This window comes from Desulfonatronum parangueonense (genome assembly GCF_054656975.1).
This window is the reverse complement of record NZ_BAAHXH010000003.1, coordinates 678,716-702,289: the sequence shown is the minus strand read 5'-3', so window position 1 is coordinate 702,289 and position 23,574 is coordinate 678,716. Positions and strand designations below refer to the sequence as shown.

22 protein-coding genes are annotated in these 23,574 nt (G+C 55.9%); 16 read left to right on the top strand and 6 right to left on the bottom strand.

The window, feature by feature from the left end:
* From ACYQ15_RS03650 to ACYQ15_RS03630, 5 genes are all read right to left on the bottom strand, one after another.
* A complete protein-coding gene (locus ACYQ15_RS03650) occupies window positions 1-1,542 on the bottom strand; it encodes an ATP-binding protein (RefSeq protein ID WP_459936169.1) in 1,542 nt (513 codons plus the stop codon).
* Window positions 1,543-1,858: 316 nt separating this feature from the next.
* A complete protein-coding gene (locus ACYQ15_RS03645) occupies window positions 1,859-3,403 on the bottom strand; it encodes an ATP-binding protein (RefSeq protein ID WP_459936168.1) in 1,545 nt (514 codons plus the stop codon).
* Window positions 3,404-3,719: 316 nt separating this feature from the next.
* Window positions 3,720-5,261: an ATP-binding protein gene (locus ACYQ15_RS03640; protein WP_459936167.1), complete on the bottom strand. Its 1,542-nt coding sequence runs from the start codon at window positions 5,259-5,261 to the stop codon at window positions 3,720-3,722.
* Between the two features lie 317 nt (window positions 5,262-5,578).
* Entirely contained in the window at window positions 5,579-7,123 is a 1,545-nt protein-coding gene (locus ACYQ15_RS03635) for an ATP-binding protein (protein ID WP_459936166.1), read from the bottom strand.
* 316 nt (window positions 7,124-7,439) lie between these two features.
* A complete protein-coding gene (locus ACYQ15_RS03630; protein ID WP_459936165.1) occupies window positions 7,440-8,984 on the bottom strand; it encodes an ATP-binding protein in 1,545 nt (514 codons plus the stop codon).
* Window positions 8,985-9,100: 116 nt separating this feature from the next.
* Here ACYQ15_RS03630 and ACYQ15_RS03625 point away from each other — a divergent pair, with 116 nt between their 5' ends.
* From ACYQ15_RS03625 to larB, 15 genes are all read left to right on the top strand, one after another.
* Window positions 9,101-9,211 carry a DUF4113 domain-containing protein gene (locus ACYQ15_RS03625; RefSeq protein ID WP_459936164.1) on the top strand — a complete coding sequence of 37 codons (111 nt, stop codon included), beginning with the start codon at window positions 9,101-9,103 and terminating at the stop codon, window positions 9,209-9,211.
* A 741-nt stretch (window positions 9,212-9,952) separates the two neighbouring features.
* Entirely contained in the window at window positions 9,953-10,264 is a 312-nt protein-coding gene (locus tag ACYQ15_RS03620) for a hypothetical protein (RefSeq protein WP_459936163.1), read from the top strand.
* Between the two features lie 117 nt (window positions 10,265-10,381).
* On the top strand, window positions 10,382-10,531 hold the full coding sequence (locus tag ACYQ15_RS03615) for a lmo0937 family membrane protein (RefSeq protein WP_459936162.1): 150 nt from the start codon (window positions 10,382-10,384) through the stop codon (window positions 10,529-10,531).
* 251 nt (window positions 10,532-10,782) lie between these two features.
* A complete protein-coding gene (locus ACYQ15_RS03610) occupies window positions 10,783-10,932 on the top strand; it encodes a DUF3309 family protein (protein ID WP_459936161.1) in 150 nt (49 codons plus the stop codon).
* Window positions 10,933-10,955: 23 nt separating this feature from the next.
* A complete protein-coding gene (locus ACYQ15_RS03605) occupies window positions 10,956-11,135 on the top strand; it encodes a CsbD family protein (protein ID WP_459936160.1) in 180 nt (59 codons plus the stop codon).
* A 488-nt stretch (window positions 11,136-11,623) separates the two neighbouring features.
* Window positions 11,624-12,253: a LexA family transcriptional regulator gene (locus tag ACYQ15_RS03600; protein ID WP_459936159.1), complete on the top strand. Its 630-nt coding sequence runs from the start codon at window positions 11,624-11,626 to the stop codon at window positions 12,251-12,253.
* A 230-nt stretch (window positions 12,254-12,483) separates the two neighbouring features.
* Complete coding sequence (locus ACYQ15_RS03595) at window positions 12,484-12,642, top strand: hypothetical protein (RefSeq protein WP_459936158.1); 159 nt, start codon at window positions 12,484-12,486, stop codon at window positions 12,640-12,642.
* Window positions 12,643-12,706: 64 nt separating this feature from the next.
* On the top strand, window positions 12,707-13,165 hold the full coding sequence (locus tag ACYQ15_RS03590) for a LexA family protein (RefSeq protein WP_459936157.1): 459 nt from the start codon (window positions 12,707-12,709) through the stop codon (window positions 13,163-13,165).
* A gap of 2,441 nt (window positions 13,166-15,606) precedes the next feature.
* Window positions 15,607-17,073: a circadian clock protein KaiC gene (gene kaiC / locus ACYQ15_RS03585; RefSeq protein ID WP_459936156.1), complete on the top strand. Its 1,467-nt coding sequence runs from the start codon at window positions 15,607-15,609 to the stop codon at window positions 17,071-17,073.
* Between the two features lie 17 nt (window positions 17,074-17,090).
* Window positions 17,091-17,405, top strand: a complete 315-nt coding sequence (locus tag ACYQ15_RS03580; RefSeq protein WP_459936155.1) for a circadian clock KaiB family protein — start codon at window positions 17,091-17,093, stop codon at window positions 17,403-17,405.
* Window positions 17,402-19,210: a sensor histidine kinase gene (locus ACYQ15_RS03575; RefSeq protein ID WP_459936154.1), complete on the top strand. Its 1,809-nt coding sequence runs from the start codon at window positions 17,402-17,404 to the stop codon at window positions 19,208-19,210. Before ACYQ15_RS03580 ends, ACYQ15_RS03575 begins: the two co-directional genes overlap by 4 nt.
* A gap of 23 nt (window positions 19,211-19,233) precedes the next feature.
* Window positions 19,234-19,710, top strand: a complete 477-nt coding sequence (locus ACYQ15_RS03570) for an NfeD family protein (protein WP_459936153.1) — start codon at window positions 19,234-19,236, stop codon at window positions 19,708-19,710.
* On the top strand, window positions 19,707-20,633 hold the full coding sequence (locus tag ACYQ15_RS03565; RefSeq protein WP_459936152.1) for an SPFH domain-containing protein: 927 nt from the start codon (window positions 19,707-19,709) through the stop codon (window positions 20,631-20,633). Before ACYQ15_RS03570 ends, ACYQ15_RS03565 begins: the two co-directional genes overlap by 4 nt.
* Before the next feature lie 323 nt (window positions 20,634-20,956).
* Complete coding sequence (gene larE / locus ACYQ15_RS03560) at window positions 20,957-21,784, top strand: ATP-dependent sacrificial sulfur transferase LarE (RefSeq protein WP_459936151.1); 828 nt, start codon at window positions 20,957-20,959, stop codon at window positions 21,782-21,784.
* 39 nt (window positions 21,785-21,823) lie between these two features.
* Window positions 21,824-22,582: a nickel pincer cofactor biosynthesis protein LarB gene (gene larB, locus ACYQ15_RS03555; protein WP_459936150.1), complete on the top strand. Its 759-nt coding sequence runs from the start codon at window positions 21,824-21,826 to the stop codon at window positions 22,580-22,582.
* Here larB and ACYQ15_RS03550 read toward each other — a convergent pair.
* A complete protein-coding gene (locus tag ACYQ15_RS03550; protein ID WP_459939636.1) occupies window positions 22,557-22,757 on the bottom strand; it encodes a hypothetical protein in 201 nt (66 codons plus the stop codon). The two genes, larB and ACYQ15_RS03550, sit on opposite strands and share 26 nt — an antisense overlap.
* Between ACYQ15_RS03550 and ACYQ15_RS03545 the strand changes: the two genes are divergently transcribed.
* Window positions 22,665-23,078 (top strand): PAS domain-containing protein, encoded by a 414-nt coding sequence (locus tag ACYQ15_RS03545; RefSeq protein ID WP_459939544.1) that lies wholly within the window; start codon window positions 22,665-22,667, stop codon window positions 23,076-23,078. The genes ACYQ15_RS03550 and ACYQ15_RS03545 overlap by 93 nt on opposite strands.
* Window positions 23,079-23,574 lie beyond the last annotated feature (496 nt).

Sequence of the window (23,574 nt, the reverse complement as noted above, 5' to 3'; positions counted from 1 at the left end):
TCACCCCCGCTCCCACTCGAATCCCACGATATTGCGCGCCTCCCGATCGAACTCCACGCCGATCAGATAGACGGCCTCGGCGCCGACCCGGTATTTGTCCGCGTAGCCCTTGCGCTTGATCTGCTCCAGGGCGCTGCCCGGAGTCTGGTCCAGGTCCGTGACCTTGAATTCAAAGACATAAGCCCGGTTCTCGAAGAGCACCGTCATGTCGATGCGCCCGCGATTGGTGGACTCCTCGGGCCGGGTGTCCAGGCCCAGGCCGGCGAAGACGCAGTAGAAGATCGAGCAGTAGTAGCCCTCGTAGGCGGCCAGGTTGTTCTTGCGGTACCAGTCGTGGGGAATGGCGGCGAACAGGGCATGGAAGATGTCGCGCAGCTCGCCGGGATCGTCGGCCTGCAAGGCGCGGTAGATGCGCTGCTGGACGACCTCCTTGCCCGGCTTGTCCTGGACGTAGCTGTTCAGGATGGTGTCCGTGAGGCTGGCCTTGACCTCCATGTTCGGATACCGGAGCGCATAGAAAGTCTTCCCGGCCATCTGCTCGGCACCGGCCACGGTCAGGTACCCGGTCTGGAAGAGCAGGTTTTCCGGCTCGATGAAATCCACGTCAAAAGCTCCGATCAGGGACTCGGATGCCCGGATGTTTTCAATGGCCGGAATCTGATAGCGACGTTTCTTGAGCAGCTCGATAAGAAAGGTCGGCGTCCCGGTCTCGAACCAGTAGTTCCGGAACAGGCCGGTCCGCAGATGGCTGAGCAGACTGTACGGATTATAAACCTTCTCACCCAGCCAGGAATAGCCGTTGTACCAGCGCCGGATTTCATCGAGGCCTTTCCCTTTCAGATGCTCCGTAAAGCTGGCGGTCAGTTCCGCCTCGGTCCAGCCGCAAATCGAGGAGAAACGCTCTTCGAGCGTGATGTCCGTGAGATTGTTCAGTCCGGAAAACAGGCTGACCTTGGAAAATTTGGACACGCCCGTCAGGAAGACGAACCGGAGATAGGCGTCGCTGTCCTTGAGTACGGAGTAGAAATCCTTCAGCCCTTCACGAATGTCCGCTGCCAGGACGGGATCGGCAATGCAGTCCAGGATGGGCTTGTCGTACTCGTCCACCAGAACCGCCACGCCCTGGCCGAATTTGTGGGCCGTCTGCTCAATGAGCTGACCAAATCGACCGGAAATGGTCCGAAACGCGCAATCAACGCCCAGCCGCTCCTCATGCAGGGTCAGTTGCTCCCAGATCTTTTCCTCCAGCCGCGCCCTGTCGCGAAACACCCCTTCCCCAAAGGAAATACGGATCACCGGATGCCGCGTCTCCCAGTCCCAGTGGTCCTCCAACCACAACCCCCGAAACAACTCCCGATTGCCTTCGAAGGCTTCCTTGAGCGTGTCCACGAACAGGGACTTGCCGAAGCGCCGGGGACGGGAGAGGAAGTAATAGGAACCAGACTCCACCAGGTCGTGGACGAACCTGGATTTGTCCACGTAGGCATAACCTTCTGCGATGATCTTGTTCAGGGTGCTGATGCCAAGGGGCAGTTTTTTCATGATGCACCTCGCAAGGGTGGAATGGTGTGGATTGATGAGGGAGAATAATCCGCAAATTCTGATTTAGCTCGCGGATACCGCGCCGCACCCGGGTGCGGCGGTCCCAGGCTGTCCGTATCGTGGAGTAACTATTCAGCACATACTCTGAGGTCAATCGCAGAGCTGGATTCCGGCTTTCGCCGGAATGACGTATCATAATCACGTCCTTTTCAAGTTAAGTCATACCGGCGAAGCCGGTATCCAGTCCGATTTTTCTCGAATGAGCTGAGTAGTTACATCGCGGATATCCACGATGAAACCGGGGAAGTTCACATTCTCACCCCCGCTCCCACTCGAAGCTCACGATATTGCGCTCCTCCCGATCGAACTCCACGCCGATCAGATAGACAGCCTCGGCGTCGGCCCGGAATTTGTCCGCATAGCCCTTGCGCTTGATCTGCTCCAGGGCGCTGCCCGGAGTCTGGTCCAGGTCCACGACCTTGAATTCAAAGACATAGGCCCGGTTCTCGAAGAGCACCGTCATGTCGATGCGCCCGCGATTGGTGGGCTCCTCGGGGCGGGTGTCCAGGCCCAGGCCGGCGAAGACGCAATAGAAGATCGAGCAGTAGTAGCCCTCGTAGGCGGCCAGGTTGTTCTTGCGGTACCAGTCGTTGGGAATGGCGGCGAACAGGGCATGGAAGATGTCGCGCAACTCACCGGGATCGTCGGCCTGCAAGGCGCGGTAGATGCGCTGCTGGACGACCTCCTTGCCTGGCTTGTCCTGGACGTAGCTGTTCAGGATGGTGTCCGTGAGGCTGGCCTTGACCTCCATGTTCGGATACCGGAGCTCATAGAAGGTCTTCCCGGCCATCTGCTCAGCACCGGCCACGGTCAGGTACCCGGTCTGGAAGAGCAGGTTTTCCGGCTCGATGAAATCCACGTCAAAAGCCCCGATCAGGGACTCGGACGCCCGGACGCTTTCAATGGCCGGAATCAGATAGCGACGTTGCTTGAGCAGTTCGATAAGAAAGGTCGGCGTCCCGGTCTCAAACCAGTAGTTCCGGAACAGGCCGGTCCGCAGATGGCTGAGCAGACTGTACGGGTTGTAAACCTTCTCCCCCAGCCAGGAATAGCCGTTGTACCAGCGCCGGATTTCATCGAGGTCTTTCCCTTTCAGATGCTCCGTAAAGCTGGCGGTCAGTTCCGCCTCGGTCCAGCCGCAAATCGAGGAGAAACGGTCTTCGAGCGTGATGTCCGTGAGATTGTTCAGTCCGGAAAACAGGCTGACCTTGGAAAATTTGAACACACCCGTCAGGAAGACGAACCGGAGATGGGCGTCGTTGTCCTTGAGTACGGAATAGAAATTTTTCAAGCCGTTCCGCATCATGACAGCCTGTTCCGGCTGGGTGATGTTATCCAGGATGGGCTTATCGTACTCGTCCACCAGGATGACCGCCGGACTGCCGAATTTCTCAGCGGCCTGGCGAATCAGGTCTTCAAAGCAGTCAATGACATTGTCGGGTTGACGGCACTGGATGCCCAATTCCTGTTGATTGCTGCGCAAAATAGTGATGATCCGCTGATCCAGTTCCTCTCGGCTACGCAATACGCCGCTGCCAAAAGAAATTTGGATCACCGGATGCCGCGTCTCCCAGTCCCAGTGGTCCTCCAGCCACAAGCCGCGAAACAGCTCCCGATTGCCTTCGAAAGCCTCCTTGAGCGTGTCCACGAACAGGGACTTGCCGAAGCGCCGGGGACGGGAGAGGAAGTAGTAGGAACCAGACTCCACCAGGTCGTGGACAAACCTGGATTTGTCCACATAGGCATAACCTTCAGCGATGATCTTGTTCAGGGTGCTGATGCCAAGGGGCAGCTTTTTCATGACGCGCCTCGCATGGGTGGAATGTTGTGGGCTGCTGAGGAAGATTAATCCACAAATTCTGATGATGCTTGCGGATACCGCGCCTAACTGGGGTGCGGCGGTCCCAGGCTGTCCGTATCGTGGAGTAACTATTCAGCACATACTCTGAGGTCAATCGCAGAGCTGGATTCCGGCTTTCGGCCGGAATGACGTATCATACCACGTCCTTTTCAAGTTAAGTCATACCGGCGAAGGCCGGTATCCAGTCCGATTTTTCTCGAATGAGCTGAGTAGTTACATCGCGATATCCACGATGAAACCGGGGAAGTTCACATTCTCACCCCCGCTCCCACTCGAAGCTCACGATATTGCGCTCCTCTCGATCGAACTCCACGCCGATCAGATAGACGGCCTCGGCGTCGGCCCGGAATTTGTCCGCATAGCCCTTGCGCTTGATCTGCTCCAGGGCGCTGCCCGGAGTCTGGTCCAGGTCCACGACCTTGAATTCAAAGACATAGGCCCGGTTCTCGAAGAGCACCGTCATGTCGATGCGCCCGCGATTGGTGGGCTCCTCGGGGCGGGTGTCCAGGCCCAGGCCGGCGAAGACGCAATAGAAGATCGAGCAGTAGTAGCCCTCGTAGGCGGCCAGGTTGTTCTTGCGGTACCAGTCGTTGGGAATGGCGGCGAACAGGGCATGGAAGATGTCGCGCAGCTCACCGGGATCGTCGGCCTGCAAGGAGCGGTAGATGCGCTGCTGGACGACCTCCTTGCCTGGCTTGTCCTGGACGTAGCTGTTCAGGATGGTGTCCGTGAGGCTGGCCTTGACCTCCATGTTCGGATACCGGAGCTCATAGAAGGTCTTCCCGGCCATCTGCTCAGCACCGGCCACGGTCAGGTACCCGGTCTGGAAGAGCAGGTTTTCCGGCTCGATGAAATCCACGTCAAAAGCCCCGATCAGGGACTCGGACGCCCGGACGCTTTCAATGGCCGGAATCAGATAGCGACGTTGCTTGAGCAGTTCGATAAGAAAGGTCGGCGTCCCGGTCTCAAACCAGTAGTTCCGGAACAGGCCGGTCCGCAGATGGCTGAGCAGACTGTACGGGTTGTAAACCTTCTCCCCCAGCCAGGAATAGCCGTTGTACCAGCGCCGGATTTCATCGAGGTCTTTCCCTTTCAGATGCTCCGTAAAGCTGGCGGTCAGTTCCGCCTCGGTCCAGCCGCAAATCGAGGAGAAACGGTCTTCGAGCGTGATGTCCGTGAGATTGTTCAGTCCGGAAAACAGGCTGACCTTGGAAAATTTGGATACACCCGTCAGGAAGACGAACCGGAGATAGGCGTCGCTGTCCTTGAGTACGGAGTAGAAATCCTTCAGCCCTTCACGAATGTCCGCTGCCAGGACGGGATCGGCAATGCAGTCCAGGATGGGCTTGTCGTACTCGTCCACCAGAACTGCCACGCCCTGGCCGAATTTGTGGGCCGTCTGCTCAATGAGCTGACCAAATCGACCGGAAATGGTCCGAAACGCGCAATCAACGCCCAGCCGCTCCTCATGCAGAGTCAGTTGCTCCCAGATCTTTTCCTCCAGCCGCGCTCTGTCGCGAAACACCCCTTCCCCAAAGGAAATACGGATCACCGGATGCCGCGTCTCCCAGTCCCAGTGGTCCTCCAGCCACAACCCCCGAAACAACTCCCGATTGCCTTCGAAGGCTTCCTTGAGCGTGTCCACGAACAGGGACTTGCCGAAGCGCCGGGGACGGGAGAGGAAGTAATAGGAACCAGACTCCACCAGGTCGTGGACGAACCTGGATTTGTCCACGTAGGCATAACCTTCTGCGATGATCTTGTTCAGGGTGCTGATGCCAAGGGGCAGTTTTTTCATGATGCACCTCGCAAGGGTGGAATGGTGTGGATTGATGAGGGAGAATAATCCGCAAATTCTGATTTAGCTCGCGGATACCGCGCCGCACCCGGGTGCGGCGGTCCCAGGCTGTCCATATCGCGGAGTAACTATCCAGCACATACTCTGAGGTCACTCGCAGAGCTGGATTCCGGCTTTCGCCGGAATGACGTATCATAACCACGTCCTTTTCAAGTTAAGTCATACCGGCGAAGGCCGGTATCCAGTCCGATTTTTCTCGAATGAGCTGAGTAGTTACATCGCGGATATCCATGATGAAACCGGGGAAGTTCACATTCTCACCCCCGCTCCCACTCGAAGCTCACGATATTGCGCTCCTCCCGATCGAACTCCACGCCGATCAGATAGACGGCCTCGGCGTCGGCCCGGTATTTGTCCGCATAGCCCTTGCGCTTGATCTGCTCCAGGGCGCTGCCAGGAGTCTGGTCCAGGTCCACGACCTTGAATTCAAAGACATAGGCCCGGTTCTCGAAGAGCACCGTCATGTCGATGCGCCCGCGGTTGGTGGACTCTTCGGGGCGGGTGTCCAGGCCCAGACCGGCGAAGTAGCAGTAGAACAATGAACAGTAGTAGCCCTCGTAGGCGGCCAGGTTGTTCTTGCGGTACCAGTCGTTGGGAATGGCGGCGAACAGGGCGTGGAAGATGTCGCGCAGGAGGTCGGGACTCCCGGCCTGCAAGGCCCGGTAGATGCTTTGCTGGATTTTTTCCTTGCCCGGCTTGTCCGGCACGTAGCTGTTCAGGATGTAGTCCGTGAGGCTGGCCTTGACCTCCATGTTTGGATACCGGAGCGCATAAAAGGTCTTCCCGGCCATCTGCTCCGCGTCGGCCACGGTCAGGTAACCGGTCTGGAAGAGCAGGTTCTCCGGTTCGATGTAATCCACATCAAAGGCCCCGATCAATGATTCGGAAGCCCTTATCTGTTCGATGGCCGGAATGTGATAGCGTCTTTGTTTCAGCAGCTCGACGAGAAAGGTCGGCGTCCCCGTTTCGAACCAGTAGTTCCGCAACAAGCCTTCCCGCAGATAACTGAGCAGACTGAACGGGTTGTAGACCTTCTCTCCCAGCCAGGAGTAGCCGTTGTACCAGCGCCGGATTTCATCACGACCCTTGTCCCGCAGGTGTTCGGCAAAAGTGGCGGACAACTCGGCCTCGGTCCAGCCGCAGATGGCGGCGTAACGCGGAGACAGCGTAATGTCCGTGAGGTTGTTCAGGCCGGAAAACAGGCTGACCTTGGAGAACTTGGAAACGCCGGTGAGGAAGACGAATTTAAGGTAAGCGTCGTTGTCCTTGATTACGGAATAGAAGTTTTTCAAGCCTTTGCGGATTTGTATCGCTTGTTCGGGCACGGCAATGGTATCCAGGATAGGTTTGTCGTACTCGTCCACCAGCACGACGACGCGCTGGCCGTATTTTGCCGCGACAAGGCGGATCAGTTCACTGAAACAGCCGGGAATGTCTTGCGGATCAATGCACTCGACGCCCAGCGCCTGCTGATTGACGCGCAAAACATCCTTGAGTCGCTGATCCAGTTCCTGACGACCGGCCACATCGCCCATCCCCAGGGAAATGCTGATCACCGGATACCGCGTCTCCCAGTCCCAGTGGTCCTCCAGCCACAACCCGCGAAACAGCTCCCGATTGCCTTCGAAAGCCTCCTTGAGCGTGTCCACGAACAGGGACTTGCCGAAGCGCCGGGGACGGGAGAGGAAGTAGTAGGAACCAGACTCCACCAGGTCGTGAACAAACCTGGACTTGTCCACATAGGCATAACCTTCAGCGATGATCTTGTTCAGGGTGCTGATGCCAAGGGGCAGCTTTTTCATGACACGCCTCGCAAGGGTGGAGTGGTGTGGGTTGATGAGGGAGAATAATCCGCAAATTCTGATTTAGCTCGCGGATACCGCGCCGCACCCGGGTGCGGGGGTCCCAGGCTGTCCATATCGCGGAGTAACTATCCAGCACATACTCTGAGGTCAATCGCAGAGCTGGATTCCGGCTTTCGCCGGAATGACGTATCATAACCACGTCCTTTTCAAGTTAAGTCATACCGGCGAAGCCGGTATCCAGTCCGATTTTTCTCGAATGAGCTGAGTAGTTACATCGCGGATATCCACGATGAAACCGGGGAAGTTCACATTCTCACTCCCGCTCCCACTCGAAGCTCACGATATTGCGCTCCTCCCGATCGAACTCCACGCCGATCAGATAAACGGCCTCGTCGCCGGCCCGGTATTTGTCCGCATAGCCCTTGTGCTTGATCTGCTCCAGGGCGCTGCCTGGAGTCTGGTCCAGGTCCGTGACCTTGAATTCAAAGACATAGGCCCGGTTCTCGAAGAGCACGGTCATGTCGATGCGCCCGTGGTTGGTGGGCTCCTCGGGGCGGGTGTCCAGGCCCAGACCGGCGAAGTAGCAGTAGAACACCGAGCAGTAGTAGTCCTCGTAGGCGGCCAGGTTGTTCTTGCGGTACCAGTCGTGGGGAATGGATGCGAACACGGCGTGGAAAACCGCCAGCAGATCGTCCACTTGGCCATGGCGGAGGGCGTTGACCACGGTACGCATGGTTTTCTTCATTTCCACAGGCTGCTGGGTGAAGAAGTTCAGCAGGTACTCGGTGAAGCTTTTTTTCACCTCATGGTTGGGGTAGTTCAGGCGGTAAAGAATTTCGCCGGGCAGGACTTCCTCCTGCCCGGTGATGGTCAGATAACCGGCCTGGAACAGCAAGGTTTCGGGAAAAATGGACTCCACGTCAAAACTGCCCAGCAGTTCAGGACCGATCTCGATCCGCTCAATGGATGGAATGTCGTACCGCCGGGACGTGAGCAGGCGGATCAGGAATTCCGGAGTTGCCGTTTCAAACCAGTAGTTTCGCAACAAGCCTTCCCGCAGATAACTGAGCAGACTGAACGGGTTGTAGACCTTCTCTCCCAGCCAGGAGTAGCCGTTGTACCAGCGCCGGATTTCATCACGACCCTTGTCCCGCAGGTGTTCGGCAAAAGTGGCGGTCAACTCAGCCTCGGTCCAGCCGCAGATGGCGGCGTAACGCGGAGACAGCGTAATGTCCGTGAGGTTGTTCAGGCCGGAAAACAGGCTGACCTTGGAGAATTTGGACACGCCGGTGAGGAAGACGAATTTGAGATGGGCGTCACTATTTTTGAGGACGGAGTAGAAATCCTTCAACCCTTCCCGAATGTCCACGGTCACGGCGGGTTCGGCAATGCGGTCCAGAATGGGCTTGTCATACTCGTCCACCAGAACGACAACCCCGTGACCGTACTTGCGAGCCGTCTGCTCGATGAGCTGCCCAAAGCGTCCGGAAATGGTCCGGAACGCGCATCCAACCCCAAGACGCTCCTCATGCAGGGTCAGTTGTTCCCAGATTTTTTCCTCCAAACCCGCCCGGTCGCCAATCACCCCTTCCCCAAAAGAAATCCGGATTACCGGATGCCGCGTCTCCCAGTCCCAATGGTCCTCCAGCCACAACCCGCGAAACAGCTCCCGATTGCCCTCGAAGGCTTCCTTGAGCGTGTCCACGAACAGGGACTTGCCGAAGCGCCGGGGACGGGAGAGGAAGTAGTATTTTCCGGTGTCAGCCAGTTCATGAACAAACCTGGTTTTGTCCACGTAGGCGTAGCCTTGGGTGATGATTTCATTCAGGTTCGCGATGCCAAGGGGCAGTTTCTTCATGGCGCGTGCCTCGTTGGGATCTGGTGGACTGACGGGATGGTGAGAGGATGGAGGATGTCCGTGCGTCGTCTTGCGTACCTATATAATGGAACAAACTCTAAAAGTCTTCCCGTGCCATGCGCCTGGGCTCCGAGGGCACGGGAAAGCGCTGGGTAATGCGCCAGGCTCACCTGAGTCCGAGGTACACGACGAACTGGCGGGAACTGCCGGTGGCGCGTCTTGATTGAGCTTGAATCGATCTTATCACCTGTCCACGATCATCACCGCCAATTCTCAATCCCGCCGCCCTCCCCCGCCATCGCCGCCTTCTCCAGCTTGGCCATCATCCTCAATATTCCCCATTCCTGACAACACAAGGCGCATGACCACGCCTTGAGCCTTTGGTCGTCACGTCCCGGGATTCCACCTGATCTGCACCTTCACCCTCGCCCCGTAACTGCTCAATAAGGCAGGGCACCAACCACCGCGGATCCGTGCTGCCTGGATAGCGGAACGCGCCGGCCTGCGCCGGTATGACGGTATGGAGCACCTCAATAGCGAGTTCTCTCGGTCGTCACCCCGGCGCAGGCCGGGGTCCAGGTGTTTTTGTGTGGGTCAGTGGCCCGGAGTTATTGAGCAGTTACCTCGCCCCCTACTGCAAAATTATCACCCCACATATGGTTTTTGCTGCTCAAAATGAAGCAAATCCCTACTCACGCTGTCGACTGGGACAAGATACTATTTGACCCATATCTGAGTGATCAAGGCAAGCTGGACCAGTTCCGGTCCGACATGCATTGCTCGAAAAACCTCATCTGGCGCTTCGGGCGTTCGGCAGCGGTTCATTGAACGAATCCTGGCTCAGTCAGGCAGGCGATGCCGAAAATCGAGACATTCCGGAACACTCCGGTCCTATCCTGAGGTGCTGAGCAGTTACAATTGTGAAGCAGTTACGCCGAAAAAACCTTTAAGAACTTTGGAGGATTACAATGAATATCGAAAAGAGTTCGACGGAAATACCGAAGACGCCGGGAGTGGGAGATCCAGGCGAATCCAGCGTCCAGCGGATGAGCGAACGGGGCGGCGAACTTTACGGCAAGGCGGAATCCGCCGTGGGCGATGCGTATGAAAAGACGGAACGAGTGGTCGGCGAAAAATATAGGCAGGCCATGAACTATGGCGGCAAAAACCCTGGGAAGTCGCTGCTCGTCACTTTACTCATCGGGATGGGGTTGGGTTATCTCCTGGGTGCATGCACCAGGGAAACACGGACCAGTCAATTCCAGAAGTACTTTCGGTGATCGCACGATTAAACCTGTTTCGCAAAACGAGCTTCGCTAAATTCGACGATACGACTTCAGATTGTCGGATCTAAGACAGTACTCTGATTCATTCACCCATATCCCGTGGAGGTAAACATGCTTTGGACAATTTTTGTTATTCTGTTGGTCATGTGGTTATTGGGACTGATTTCCGGATACACTGTGGGCGGATTCATTCATCTCCTGCTGGTCATCGCGGTCATCGTCATCGTAATCCAGTTGCTCCAGGGAAGACGAGTCACCTGACCCTGACGATCCCCCGATGACACATAAACAATCGAAAAAGGAGTAACCGCTCAAAAACTTGTGGCAATCAACGGGTTGAATTCTGGGAGCGCCGCACCCCAGTGCAGCAACGGCGTGACGCACTCAGGACAAAGTCCCGGCTGGAGCATGGCTCCAGTAGCTGGGTCACGAAACTCCGCGCCGGCGGGAATTCTGGCACAGGAAAGATCATCGCCCAACATTTTTGAGCAGTTACGTAAAGGAGATTCAACATGCCGATCCTTTTAATTATTCTCATCATTCTGCTCATCGCCACCCTTCCCACCTGGAACTACAGCAGATCTTGGGGACCGTACCCCAGCGGCGGAATCGGCTTAATCCTGTTGATTCTGATCATTCTGATGGTGATGGGACGGATTTAACCTTCAACACACAGGAGAACACGATGAAATCAAGTACTGAAGACAAAGCGGAAGGCAAATGGGACCAGGCCAAAGGCAAGGTCAAGGAAACCGCGGGCAAGGCAGCGGACAACCCGGAAATGGAAGCCGAAGGCAAAGTGGACAAGGCCAGTGGAAAAACGCAGGAAAAAGCCGGTGACGTGAAAAAGGTGGCCGGAAAGTAAATCCAGCGCAACTCAGGAGGCAGACTCGGGAGACAGGAGGCAGGAATCAGGAGACATATGGGTAAGGGATTATCGGAAGACACGGAATCCGATATCTGGACATCAGTTCCGGACATTTGATCTCTGCTCAACCAGGCCTTCATACCGCCTTCCTCCCTTCTGATTCCTGCCTCCTGCCTTCCGAATCCTGCCTCCTGTGGTTCTCACTCAGTTCATCCGAATAATTATGACTGGATACCGCCTATGCGGGTATGGCTGACGCGGAGACGGCACGAAAACAAAGTCATTCCCGCGAAGGCGGGAATCCAGGTCATGCTTGCCCCAAGTTTTGAACGCTCCCCATATCCCGCTCTATCAAGCTGAGTTACCATCTGTTTTTGTTCTCATCCCATTAACAGATAACCGACAATTAGCCCCGCCCATCTTCCAGTCATGTCCTTGACAATCGATTGACATTTGTCAATTATCCAATCCGCGAGGATGCGGAAATGAATTTCGACGAGTTTTTCCACAGGCTCTCCCGAGCCACGGACATCAGCAGCCAAAAGGAACTGGCAACGCTGCTCGGGGTTGATCCATCGGCCATCACCATGGCCAAGAAGCGCGGTGTTCCCAAGAACTGGGCCCTGATCGTGGCCACGATGTTCGGCCTCAATCCCGAATGGCTGAAAACCGGCACGGGGCCGATTCGCTCCGGCAACCGGGACAGGACGCTGTTCATTCCCAAGGTTTCGGCCCGGGCCAGCGCCGGAGCGGGCTCCCTGGAAACCATGGATGATGTTGTCGGCGAGATTCCCTTTGACCGGCGCTGGATATCCGGGAAAGGCAACCCGGATCGCATGGTGGCCATGGACGTGGTGGGAGACAGCATGTCTCCGGAGTTGGAGGCGGGCGACGTCATTCTGGTGGATCAAAGCCGCTCCGAAGTCCAGAGCAACGCCGTGTACGTGGTCGGCCTGCGAGACGCCGTCCTGGTCAAGCGAATTCAGGCCCATCCCGGACTGGTCATCCTGTACAGCACCAATCCCAGATATGCCCCGGTCACCTTGCAGGGCGACGAAATCGAAACCTTGCGCGTCATTGGTCGGGTTTTGTGGAGCAGCCGGGAATACGCGTAGCTTTCTGAATAAATTGAACCGCCCGCTTCGCTCAAGGCATCAAGGACGCCAAGGAAACTTTTTTTGAAAGCAGGGAAGCTGCTTTCAAAATGGGTGCCGTTCCCTGGCGGGAGACAAACAGCGCCAGGCGTGAAGCGGGCGGTTCATTCTTCAATAGTACGCTTGAACCGAAAAAGTTCTTTTTTTTGCCCTTCCAGTTAACATAAGTCAATAAATACAGGAGGCCTCTCATGCAGCAACGGTATTGTGAATGCGGACATCCGGTTACGGTCGCGTATGTGGTCACCGACAAGGGGATCAGGCATCTCTATCAACCCAGGGCCAAGATGATCAAACTGATGCGCTGCCCGGCGTGCGGCAAGCCGATCAACATCGACAACCTGCGTTAGTCCATTGCCAACCCTCAACAGCCATGCCCAAGCCAGCCGGTTATTCCGGTGAAACGTGCCCTCGATGATCCGCACCCGACCCGTCGCCCTCTCCAGGGAACTGTTCCTGATTTCCGGCATCGCGCGGAAAACAGCCTGTCGGCTGCCGTTGTCTCTTTCCCCGGTGACAGCCGGATTTCCCTCTCCGGCGGATGATTTCCTGGAAGGCCGACTGGACTTGAATGAGCACCTGATCAGGAATCCCATGGCAACCTATCTCGTCAAGGTAACCGGGAACTCCATGCAGGACGCCGGGATTTTTTCCGGGGACACCCTGGTGGTGGACAAGTCGGTTCAGGCTGATGACGGAAAAATCGTGATTGCCGTGGTCTTCGGCGAGTTCACCGTGAAGACGCTGCGCGTGCGCGGTGCGAAAACCAGCTTGGTTCCGGCGAACGGCACGTTTCCGGAGATTGAGATCACACCGGAAATGGATTGCGAAATTTGGGGCGTGGTGACCAGCGTCATTCGCAAGCTGCTTTGAGAATTCTCGACCTTTCGGATACAGGAATGAAAAATGGTAACTGCTCAAAAAAATCGGGCAATGAAGTTTCCTGTGCAAGGGTTCCCTCTCGGCGGAATTTCATGGTCCAGCTACTGGACCACGCTCCAGCCGGAACTTTGTTCTTGGTGTCTTACACCGCTGCCGCACAGGGGTGCGGCGCTCCCAGGATTTAACCCGTTGATTGCCGCGGATATTGAGCAGTTACAAAAAAATGTAACTACTCAGCTTCAGAACTGGAAGAGGTAGCTTTGCACAAACTTGTGACAAGCATGACCTGGATTCCCGCCTTCGCGGGAATGACTTGTTTAATGCCGTCTCCGGATCAGTCATACCCGCGAAGGCGGGTATCCAGCCCGGTTTTAGTCGGATGAGCTGAGTAGCAACAGGGACGAAAAATTTGAAAATCCACATGAGATCTATTAACAGCGTAGAAGGTCCCCGATTAAAAAGATCGCCCTCTTTGCTTCACGCATGTCGCGCCGTTGAACCGACCCAATCCAGGCCGCCTGAACGAATGCAAAAAAAAACGAAAATCACGACGAAACAGGCAATTGCGCTGAAGTGCCTGGAGTGCTGTTGCGATGACTGGGACGAAGTGTTCCAGTGTCCTGCATCCGGCAAGGGGGAAACGACAAAATGCTTCCTGTATGACCTCAGGCCCAAAAAGCGAATGGACGATTTGAAATCCATTTTCTTTGACAAGGATGGCTCCCGAAGCGACGCCGCATTCAGCATCAAAAGAGAGACCAGGAAGGGCACCGACTTGAAAAAGCAGCCCAAAACTGAATCCAGCCCGCAGGCGGAACGCCGACGTAAGAAAAATTCCACATCCTCCAAATAGACAACCACCAGCTGAAAGCTGGTGGTTTAGTTTTCATCCGGATAACTACTCAGCATGCTCCTGCCGGGAAGAGTTTGACATCGCAGTCGGCATCGGTATTGGGGCCGGTATCGCGAAGCCATCCGAAGACTCGTCAACGTTTCGAATCCGATTCCGACCCCGATTGGCAAGAGCCAGATCGTACAGCGTGTGCTGAGTCGATATCATCCGGGTAACAATTCAGCTTTGGAGCGGAAAGAGGTTGGCTTAACACAAACTTGTGGCAAGCATGACCTGGATTCCCGCCTTCGCGGGAATGACTTTGCCTATACCGTCTCCGGGCCAGTCATACCCGCGAAGCCTGTATTCGTGCAGACGGGGAGCGGGTATCCAGCCCGGTTTTACGCGGATGAGCTGAGTAGTTGTTGGTCTTGAGTCCAAGCTTTCCGGCCCTGTCGTTCCTTAAACAAACGCTTCACATCATTTTTTCGGGCCAGCACAGGCCGGCTCATTCGTCCCCTGTACATTCAGACAAGCCAGCTTACCTTGTTGCGTCCATATGATCCCGTCCTTGATGCCGGGGAACTGAGCAGCCATGGTTCCGAGTTGTCAGGCCAAAAAACACAAGAAGGCATTAAAAATATTCCTTTTTCATTTAATTTATCAAAAATTCTGGTTTTTGCGCAATTCATTCCATTTTTCTCGCCTATATACTCTTTTCCTTAATGGTTGAGATTCCGGTCGCAAAAAATTGTTGACATGCTTATGGAACGTGAAGCAATCAATAGCAGAAGCTAAATAACCATAAAAATCTCAAGGAAATCCTCAGCATTCCTTTGATCACGAAATTTTAACTACTCAGCACTTTCAGGATAGGAGGACAGGAGTGTTCCGGATTATCTCGGTTTTTCGGCACCGCCTGTCTGGCTGAGCCAGGTTTTTCCTTCATCAAACCATTGCCGAACGCCAAAAGTGTCAGATGAGGTTTGTTCGAGCAATGGTTGTAACTGCTCAATAAGGCAGGGCAACCAACCATCGCGGATCCGTGCTGCCTGGATAGCGGAACGCGCCGGCCTGCGCCGGTATGACGGAGTGGAGTACCTCGATAGTGATTTCTCTCGGTCGACACCCCGGCGCAGACCGGGGTCCAGGTGTTTTTTGGATGGTTCACTGCCCGGAGTTATTGAGCAGTTACCAATGGTTCGATGTTACGATGCCGGCGAAGGATTTGCGCTGCCGAAAAATCGAGACAATCCGGAACGCAGCTGAAAGGTTAGACGAAATTTCACTTTTTTTCGAGCTGGCTCTCCAAAATAAAATTCAAAGATAACAGCTTTCTGCAAATAAGAGTTATTGCATGCTAGAATATAAATTTGCAAAGATGAACAGTTTGAACAGTATCCGCTTATCAATACCTTTTGTATTTATTCAGCAAAATTCGAGAAGAAGACCTGGATAGCGAAAGCGCCGGCGTTCGCCGGCATGACTGATGTGGAAACGGCTGCTGCGACAAGTCATTTCGGTGAAAGCCGGAATCCAGTGCAGATGAACGAATGAACACTGGATGTACTGAATAGTTACTACCTTTTAAGGATATCCGATGAATCAAGATCATTGCCCTCCGGCATTCAAACCATCTCACGGTTCAAGCATCCCGAAGACCCCAACCGGCATCCGGGGGCTGGACGAAATCCTGCATGGCGGCCTTCCGATCGGCCGGACCACGATATTCAACGGCAAGCCCGGCACCGGCAAGACCATTCTGGCGTTGGAGTTCCTCTATCATGGAGCAATGGCGGATGAGCCGGGCATTTTTGTTTCTTTTGAAGAGCGCGCCGAAGACGTTCGCCACAATGCCGCCGGGATGGGCATGGACATTGCGGCCTTGGAAGCCGCCGGCAAGATGAAGGTCATCCATGCCGAACTGCCCCATGATGCCTTCCGAACCGGTGATTTCGACTGCAGGGGCCTCTTGGCCCAGACTGAAGGATATGTTCGGCTCCTCGGCGCCAGGCGGGTGGTTCTGGACGCCATTGACGTGCTCATGTGGACCTTCGCCGACCCGGTGCGCGAACGGGAGGAAATCTACTTCATCCACAACAGGCTCCGCGATCTCGGCATGACCACCGTGCTCACCGCCAAACTGGGGCAAGACGGTGAAAGGAACTATCCCTTTCTGGATTTCATGGTCGATTGCGTGCTCCTCCTGGACCAGAGAATGTCCGGACAGGTCCGCACAAGGAGGCTGAACGTTCTCAAGTATCGCGGATCAGACTTCATGGGGAATGAACATCCTTATGTTTTTTCGCAAAATGGAATCGTCCTGATGCCCGTCACGTCCGTCCAGTTAAAACAGCCTTTTTTCGGCAAACGCGTAACCAGCGGCAATGACCAGATCGACGCGCTTCTCGGCGGGGGGTATAAAGAGGGAACATGCGTTCTGATTGCAGGTCCCAGCGGCAGCGGCAAGACTTCCCTGGCCTGCACCTTCGCCCATGCCGCCGGAACCAGAGGAGAGAAAGTCCTGTACGTGGATTATGAAGTGTCCCGAGAGGCGTTGATCGACGGGATGCTGAGCATTGGCCTCGACCTGAAGTCGATCACGAAAGATGCCGAAAGACTGCGCATTATGACGACCATGCCCGAATCGGACGGAGTCGAAGGCCATTTGTTGCGCATCCTCATGAATATCGACCAATTCAAACCGCAGCACCTTGTACTCGACGCCATTACAGCCAGCCGACGGATGGGAAATGAACGCGCCGCCTTCGACTTCCTGATGCGGTTGATGACCGAATGCAAGAACCGCGGCATCACCTGTTTTTACCTGAACCAGACGACCGGGACCGAGTCCATCAGCCAAGTGAGCGGCATAGGCCTCTCCTCTCTGGTTGATACGATTATCGTACTGGATTATTTTCTGATTGATGAAAGCCTGAGCCGTCGACTGCTGGTGGTCAAATCCCGCGGCTCGGCTCATTCCCACCATTACCATCAGATTTCCATGACGAATGATGGGATCATCCTCATGCCGCAGGCGGCCGAGCCCGCTGAAGCGTCTCCTTGAAAGCGAGGACGATCATCATGAGCAGACACAATTACCCCGAATCAAAAAATATGGTTCACTATCATCTTACCCTGTTCATTGCCGGAAACGGCATCAATTCTCAAATTGCCCGCAAGAACCTGATCGAACTCTGTGATGACGAACTCGCGGAGCGTTGTACCAGGAAAATCGTGGATGTCCTGGAGGACTTCGCCGCGGCGGTAAAACACAATGTCCTCGTAACACCCACGATGTTGATAACCACTTCCCTGAATACCGTAATGATCGTGGGCAACTTGAGCGACCATGAAAAGGTCCGTCTTGCCCTCGAATCGAGTGTGGTTGAATCATGAATGAAGATATTGAAAGCCTGCGCAAGCGGCTGAAACGCGCCGAAGACGTCCTGGAGGCGATCCGGAACGAGGAAGTCGACGCTGTTGTCGGAACCCGCAAAATCGTTCTCTTGAAGCTCCAGGAAACCGAGAAGGAACTGCGCGATACCGAGAGACGGCTTCGTCTCGTCATGGAGTCGGCAAAAGTCGCTTCCTGGGAACTCGACCTGGCCACCGGAAGCCTCACGTCCTGTTTGAAACTGCGCCGGATGTTCGGACTGCCGGAGCAGGACTGCCCGCATTCCCGGGACGAGTACCTCCGCCTGTACTCCGAGGAAGACCGACAAAAAATCAAGGCCGCGGATGAACGCGCAATCAGAACGGGTGAACAGTACGAGATGGAGTTCCGCATCCGTCGTCCGTCCGGGGTGTCTCGCTGGCTGCGCAGCCTTGTGGTGCCCGTGGCCGACGATCAGGGACAGGTCGTCAAACTGATAGGCCTCATCACGGACATCACCCGCGAGGTTCGATCCCGTGAAGTGTTGCAGGAGAGCGAAAAACGCTTTCGGGTGATGGCCGACGGATCGCCTTTCCCAATTTGGGTCAATGACGTTCATGGAAGGTCGGTCTACGTCAATCAAGCCTATAGTGACTTCTTCGGAGTCACTATTGATGACCTGAAAAAGAACGAATGGCATGCGTTTGTCCACCCGGAGGACGAGGAGACATATACCAGATCGTACCTGGATGCTGTCCGGGAACGACGATTTTATTCCGCTTCCGGGCGTCTCCGACGTCATGACGGCGAATGGCGCTGGATCAAATCCCAGGCTGCGCCACGTTTTTCGAAAACAGGCAGATTTCTCGGCATGGTGGGCAGCAGCACGGACATCACCGATCATATCCGCGCCGAGGAGGAGATCGCCCGAAAGAACGAGGAACTGGAGCAAGCCCTGGAGGAACGGGACCGATTTTTCTCCATCATTGCCCACGATCTCAGGTCCCCCTTCATGGGTTTTCTCGTTTTCATCAAGATGTTGACGGAGCGCATCGACAAGTTGTCTCTGAACGAGGTCCAGCGATTGTCCGAGGACATGCACGAATCCGCGCGGAACCTGCATCGCCTTCTGGAAAACCTGTTGGAATGGTCACTGACGCAGCGCGGCGAAATCGCTTACACCCCGGTCCGATGCGATCTGGCTGAAATGGTTCATCACAACATCGAGCTGATAAAGATGGTCGCTCTGCAAAAGGGGGTCGAATTCCAATACGACATCTCCGAAAACGTGAGCGTCCTGGCCGACAAGCACATGCTGAACACCATCCTCCGCAACCTGCTCACCAATGCGGTCAAGTTTTCGAACAGTTCCGGACAGGTGCGCGTTCGCGCCCTCCTGGATGAATCCGTGGTTCAGATCTCCGTCAAGGACGACGGCATCGGAATAGACCGGCAAACCCTGACCAACCTCCTGAAACTGGATAAAATGCGCTCCCGAAAAGGAACCAGTGGTGAAAAAGGAACGGGACTCGGTCTTTTGTTATGCAAGGAATTTATTGAAAAGCATGAGGGAAAAATCTGGGTGGACAGCAAAGTCAACAAGGGAACGACAATTTATTTCACCTTGCCGCTGTATGCCCAAGACCTGGTGACGAGTGATCCTGACCAGCGTCATGAACATCAAGACTTTGCCGCGGTGGAACTGGAATTCACCCCGACTGAACAAGCTGCCCCTGACCGACACGACCACGATGCCGTACCGAAACCACACTTCACCACCAGATGCGCCATGACCTCAAGCCGCGATCATGATTCCGGACAAGGCTGAAGGCATGGCCACATGGAGCCGTGATGATTTTTGATGCCCTGCTCTCCCCCTGGCTTGCCTGGTTTCTGCTGGGTATCGCCTTCGTGCTTCTGGAACTTTTTCTGCCCGTATTCATTTTCCTGTTCTTCGGCATCGGCTGCCTGGGTGTGGTCCTGGCCTTGTTCGCCTTCGATCTGGACCTTGCCCAGCAGCTGGTCGTTTTCCTCCTGACCACCATCATCTCCCTTCTCGTCTTCCGCAAATGGATGATGCGCACCTTTCGCGGCGTCACCGCGAATCATCAGGGCACGGATTTCGACGACTTTCCCCAGGGCGAACGCGTACTCGTGCTCAAAGCCATCTGTCCGCCTCAAAAAGGCCGGGTTCAGCATCGCGGGACGTCCTGGGACGCCGTGGCCGATGAAGCGGTGGACGCCGGCCAGACCGTTGAGATCGTGAAATATGCCGACGATTCCCGGCACGTTTTTCTTGTCCGTTCAATAAAGGAGCCTTCCGAATGAACCCGACACTTATTGCATTATTGGTCCTGACAGGTCTTATTGTCGTCGTCCTGTTGAAATCAGCCGTGGTCGTACCCCAAAAAAGGGAATATATTGTTGAACGACTGGGCAAATACAACAAAACCCTGGGCGCGGGTTTTCACATTCTGATGCCCTTTCTGGACCGGGTGGCGTACAGGTACTCGATGAAGGAGGAAGTTTTCGATATTCCCAGTCAGACATGCATCACCAAGGACAACGTGACCGTGGAAGTGGACGGATTGATCTATCTGCAGGTCATGGACAGCAAACGCGCGGCATACGGGATCAACGACTATCGCATGGCCTCATCACAACTGGCCCAGACCACGTTGCGCTCCTGCATCGGCCGCATCGACCTGGACAAGACCTTCGAGGAACGCGAAACCATCAACACCCAGGTGGTGGAGTCCATTGACCTGGCTGCCCAGACCTGGGGCGTCAAGGTGCTGCGGTACGAGGTCAAGGACATCATCCCACCGGAATCCGTGAAAAAGGCCATGGAAGCGCAAATGACCGCGGAGCGCGAGAAACGGGCCGCCATCGCCAGATCGGAAGGAGAACGCCAGGCCACCATCAACCGTGCTGAAGGCGACCGTCAGGACGCCATTCTGCGTTCCGAAGGCGAAAAGCAGCGGCGCATCAACGAGGCCGAAGGCGAAGCCCGGGAAATCCTGACCGTGGCCCAGGCCACCGCCGAAGGCCTGAGCACCATTGCCAAGCAGCTGGAAATGCCCGGCGGCCAGAACGCCGCGGCCCTGAGGATCGCGGAACAATACGTCAATGAGTTCGGAAAATTGGCGAAGACTTCGAACACGCTGGTCATTCCCGCCAATATCGGGGACCTGGCCGGCATGGTTACCTCGGCCATGACCGCGCTGCAGGCGGTGAAACCACAGAAATAAGTGACTCCTGAGCTTGAGTGGAAATACAGAACTTCAGATAACCATTCAGCACATACGGTGCATGACCATTCCCCAGCACTGGATTCCGGCTTTCGCCGGAATGACGAATCTGACAAGCCGTTTCCATGTGAGTCATACCGGCGAAGGCCGGTATCCAGATCTTTTTTCCGGCTCAGCTGAGTAGTTACAACTTCAGAACTTGTGGCCGGCATGACCTGGATTCCCGCCTTCGCGGGAATGACTTGTTTTCCAAAGACGGAACAATTCAGTCATGCCCGAAAAGGCTCACGCGGAGGCCCGATAGTTGCGATGGATACGGATCCATGATTGACGTGATGCCGGCTCCTGATTCCAGCATTGACGCGAAACATCAGGACCTGCTCCGCTCACTGCGGGCCATGGGCAAGGTCGTGGTGGCCTTCTCCGGCGGGCTGGACAGCACGTTCCTGCTCCATGCGGCGCATCAGGCCCTGCAGGACAATGTTTTGGCCGTGACCATCGTCACCCCGTACATGCCGGAACTGGAGATCGCAGAGGCATGCAGCACTGCCCAATCCATGGGCGTTGCTCATGAAATGCTGAAAATTCCCTTCCCGGAAGCCATCCGCAACAATCCGGAGAACCGCTGCTACCTCTGCAAGCGCGCCTTGTTCGCGTACCTGATTCAGTTGGCGGAGGCACGGGACATCAACCATGTCCTGGACGGCACGAACCAGGACGACCTGGGCGATTACCGCCCCGGGCTGCAGGCCATCCGGGAGCTTGGAGTCGAAAGCCCCCTGCTCGCGGCAAGGCTGACAAAGCAGGATCTCCGGGATCTTTCCAGGACCCAGAACCTGCACACCTGGAACAAACCCGCCGGAGCGTGCCTGCTGACGCGCATTCCCCACGACACGCTCGTGGAAGAAGCCGAACTGCGCCGCATCGACCAGGCTGAATCCTTTTTGAAGGATCTGGGCTTTCAGGCGGTGCGACTGCGCAGCCACGGCGACATCGCCCGGATTGAGGTTCCCCCGGACCAGCTGGCCGAGGTGGTCGAAGCCGAGGCACGGCACGGGATCAGCAAGCGGCTCACGGCTCTGGGCTATCGCCATGTAACCGTGGACCTGGCCGGCTACCGCATGGGCAGCCTCAACCGACAAGCCCAATAAGCCCATCGACACGCATCATCCACCAAGAACAGGCCTGCCATGGACGCACAAGAGATATTGAAGCAATTGCTGACGGATATTCAGAGCGGCAAACTGAACGTGGACCAGGGAATGGAGCAACTGCGAGATTTCCCGGTCATGGATCTCGGCCACACCAGGATCGACCGGCACCGCGCACTGCGAAACGGATTTCCCGAGGTCATTTACGGCGAAGGCAAGACGCCCGAGCAGGTCGGCGAGATATTTCAACGCATGGGCGAGTTGGCCAACGTGCTCGCCACCCGAGTCTCTCCAGAGATGGCCGCGCATGTTCAGTCCCTCTGCCCGGATGTCCATTACCACCCCTTGGCCCGCACCCTGTCCCTCACCCGGAATGCAATCACCTATTGTCCGAGAGAGGTCGCCATTGTCACAGCCGGCACATCTGACCTGCCCGTGGCCGAGGAAGCGCGGGTAACCTGCGAGATGCTCGGCAGCCGGGCATCCATCATTTCCGACGTCGGCGTGGCCGGCATCCACCGGCTTTTTGATCGCCTTGCGACCATCCGCAAAGCGCAAGTGATCATCGTTGTCGCGGGCATGGAAGGCGCCCTGCCCAGCGTGGTCGGCGGACTCGTCTCCCAACCCATCGTGGCCGTGCCCACTTCAGTGGGATACGGCGCGTCCCTCTCCGGCTTCACCGCCCTGATGTGCATGCTCACTTCCTGCGCCAGCGGAGTGACCGTGGTGAACATCGACAACGGCTTCGGCGCAGCCTGCGCAGCCTGCAAGATCACCAATCTCTTCCGCGATCCCTGATCCTGACGATCAGCATGAATCCCTTTGAGGAGCGTTGCCGTTCAGCAGCTACTTGTTCGTGAAATCGTCCGAGTGCGCGTTCCTGCATGACCTGGAAGGCCGCATCCTCAACACCAACCAAGCCGCCCAGGGCATGTACGGCTACGCCCTGGACGAACTGCGCACCCGAGGCCATTCGCGAAGTGCTGACAACGACTTCAATGCGAATGACTTTCCAAGCACGTCATGCCACGAAAGTGGGCATCCAGACCATGCTTGCCACTGTTTATTGAGCAGTTACATCAACCTCAATGAAACATTGCCTGACGTGAACACGTTATCAGCTCCAGCCGTGAACGCGGCAAGGGATCGTCGAACTCCGCGCCTTTCATGGTCCGAATGTCACGCTTGTCCCGGCCGACGACTTTTCCTTGGGCTTCGAACGACAAATGTTGGCGAACAACCTGCAGGATGTCCCAGGCCACCCGTGCGTTGTCGTGGACGAGCTGACTGTTGATTCCGTAGTAGGCATCGCCCCGCAGTTCGGGGAAGAAGATCTCACTGAAGCGCCGGTCGAAAGCGTGTACTGCCTCGGCTGCATCAACCGGACAGGCCAGGTATCCGCCCACAACCCAGCCCTGCCCGATGGCCAGCCTGGCGTATACTTCACAAGCGGTTTTCAGGCAGGACAATTCAGCACCGGTGATCATTGCCGAGGCCATCCCCCGCGCGTCGTATCGCGCCTCCTTGATCTTCTTCAGGCATTCAGCCACCTCGGCCACATCCCCTTCGGAGGGCGGCTCAGGGGAAGCTGTCTGAACGAGACATGAGAACGCCTCCTTAAGGGCAACGCATGCATCCGCATCTGGCCGCAGATCGAATCGTTCGGACATCTTGCGCTCGGTTTCCACATCACCGGCATGTCGTGACGCAAACATTTCACAAACGAAATCAATCTTGAAATCGTTCAAGTTCCCTGCCAGAATCAATGCGCTGCGCATCACCTTGGCATG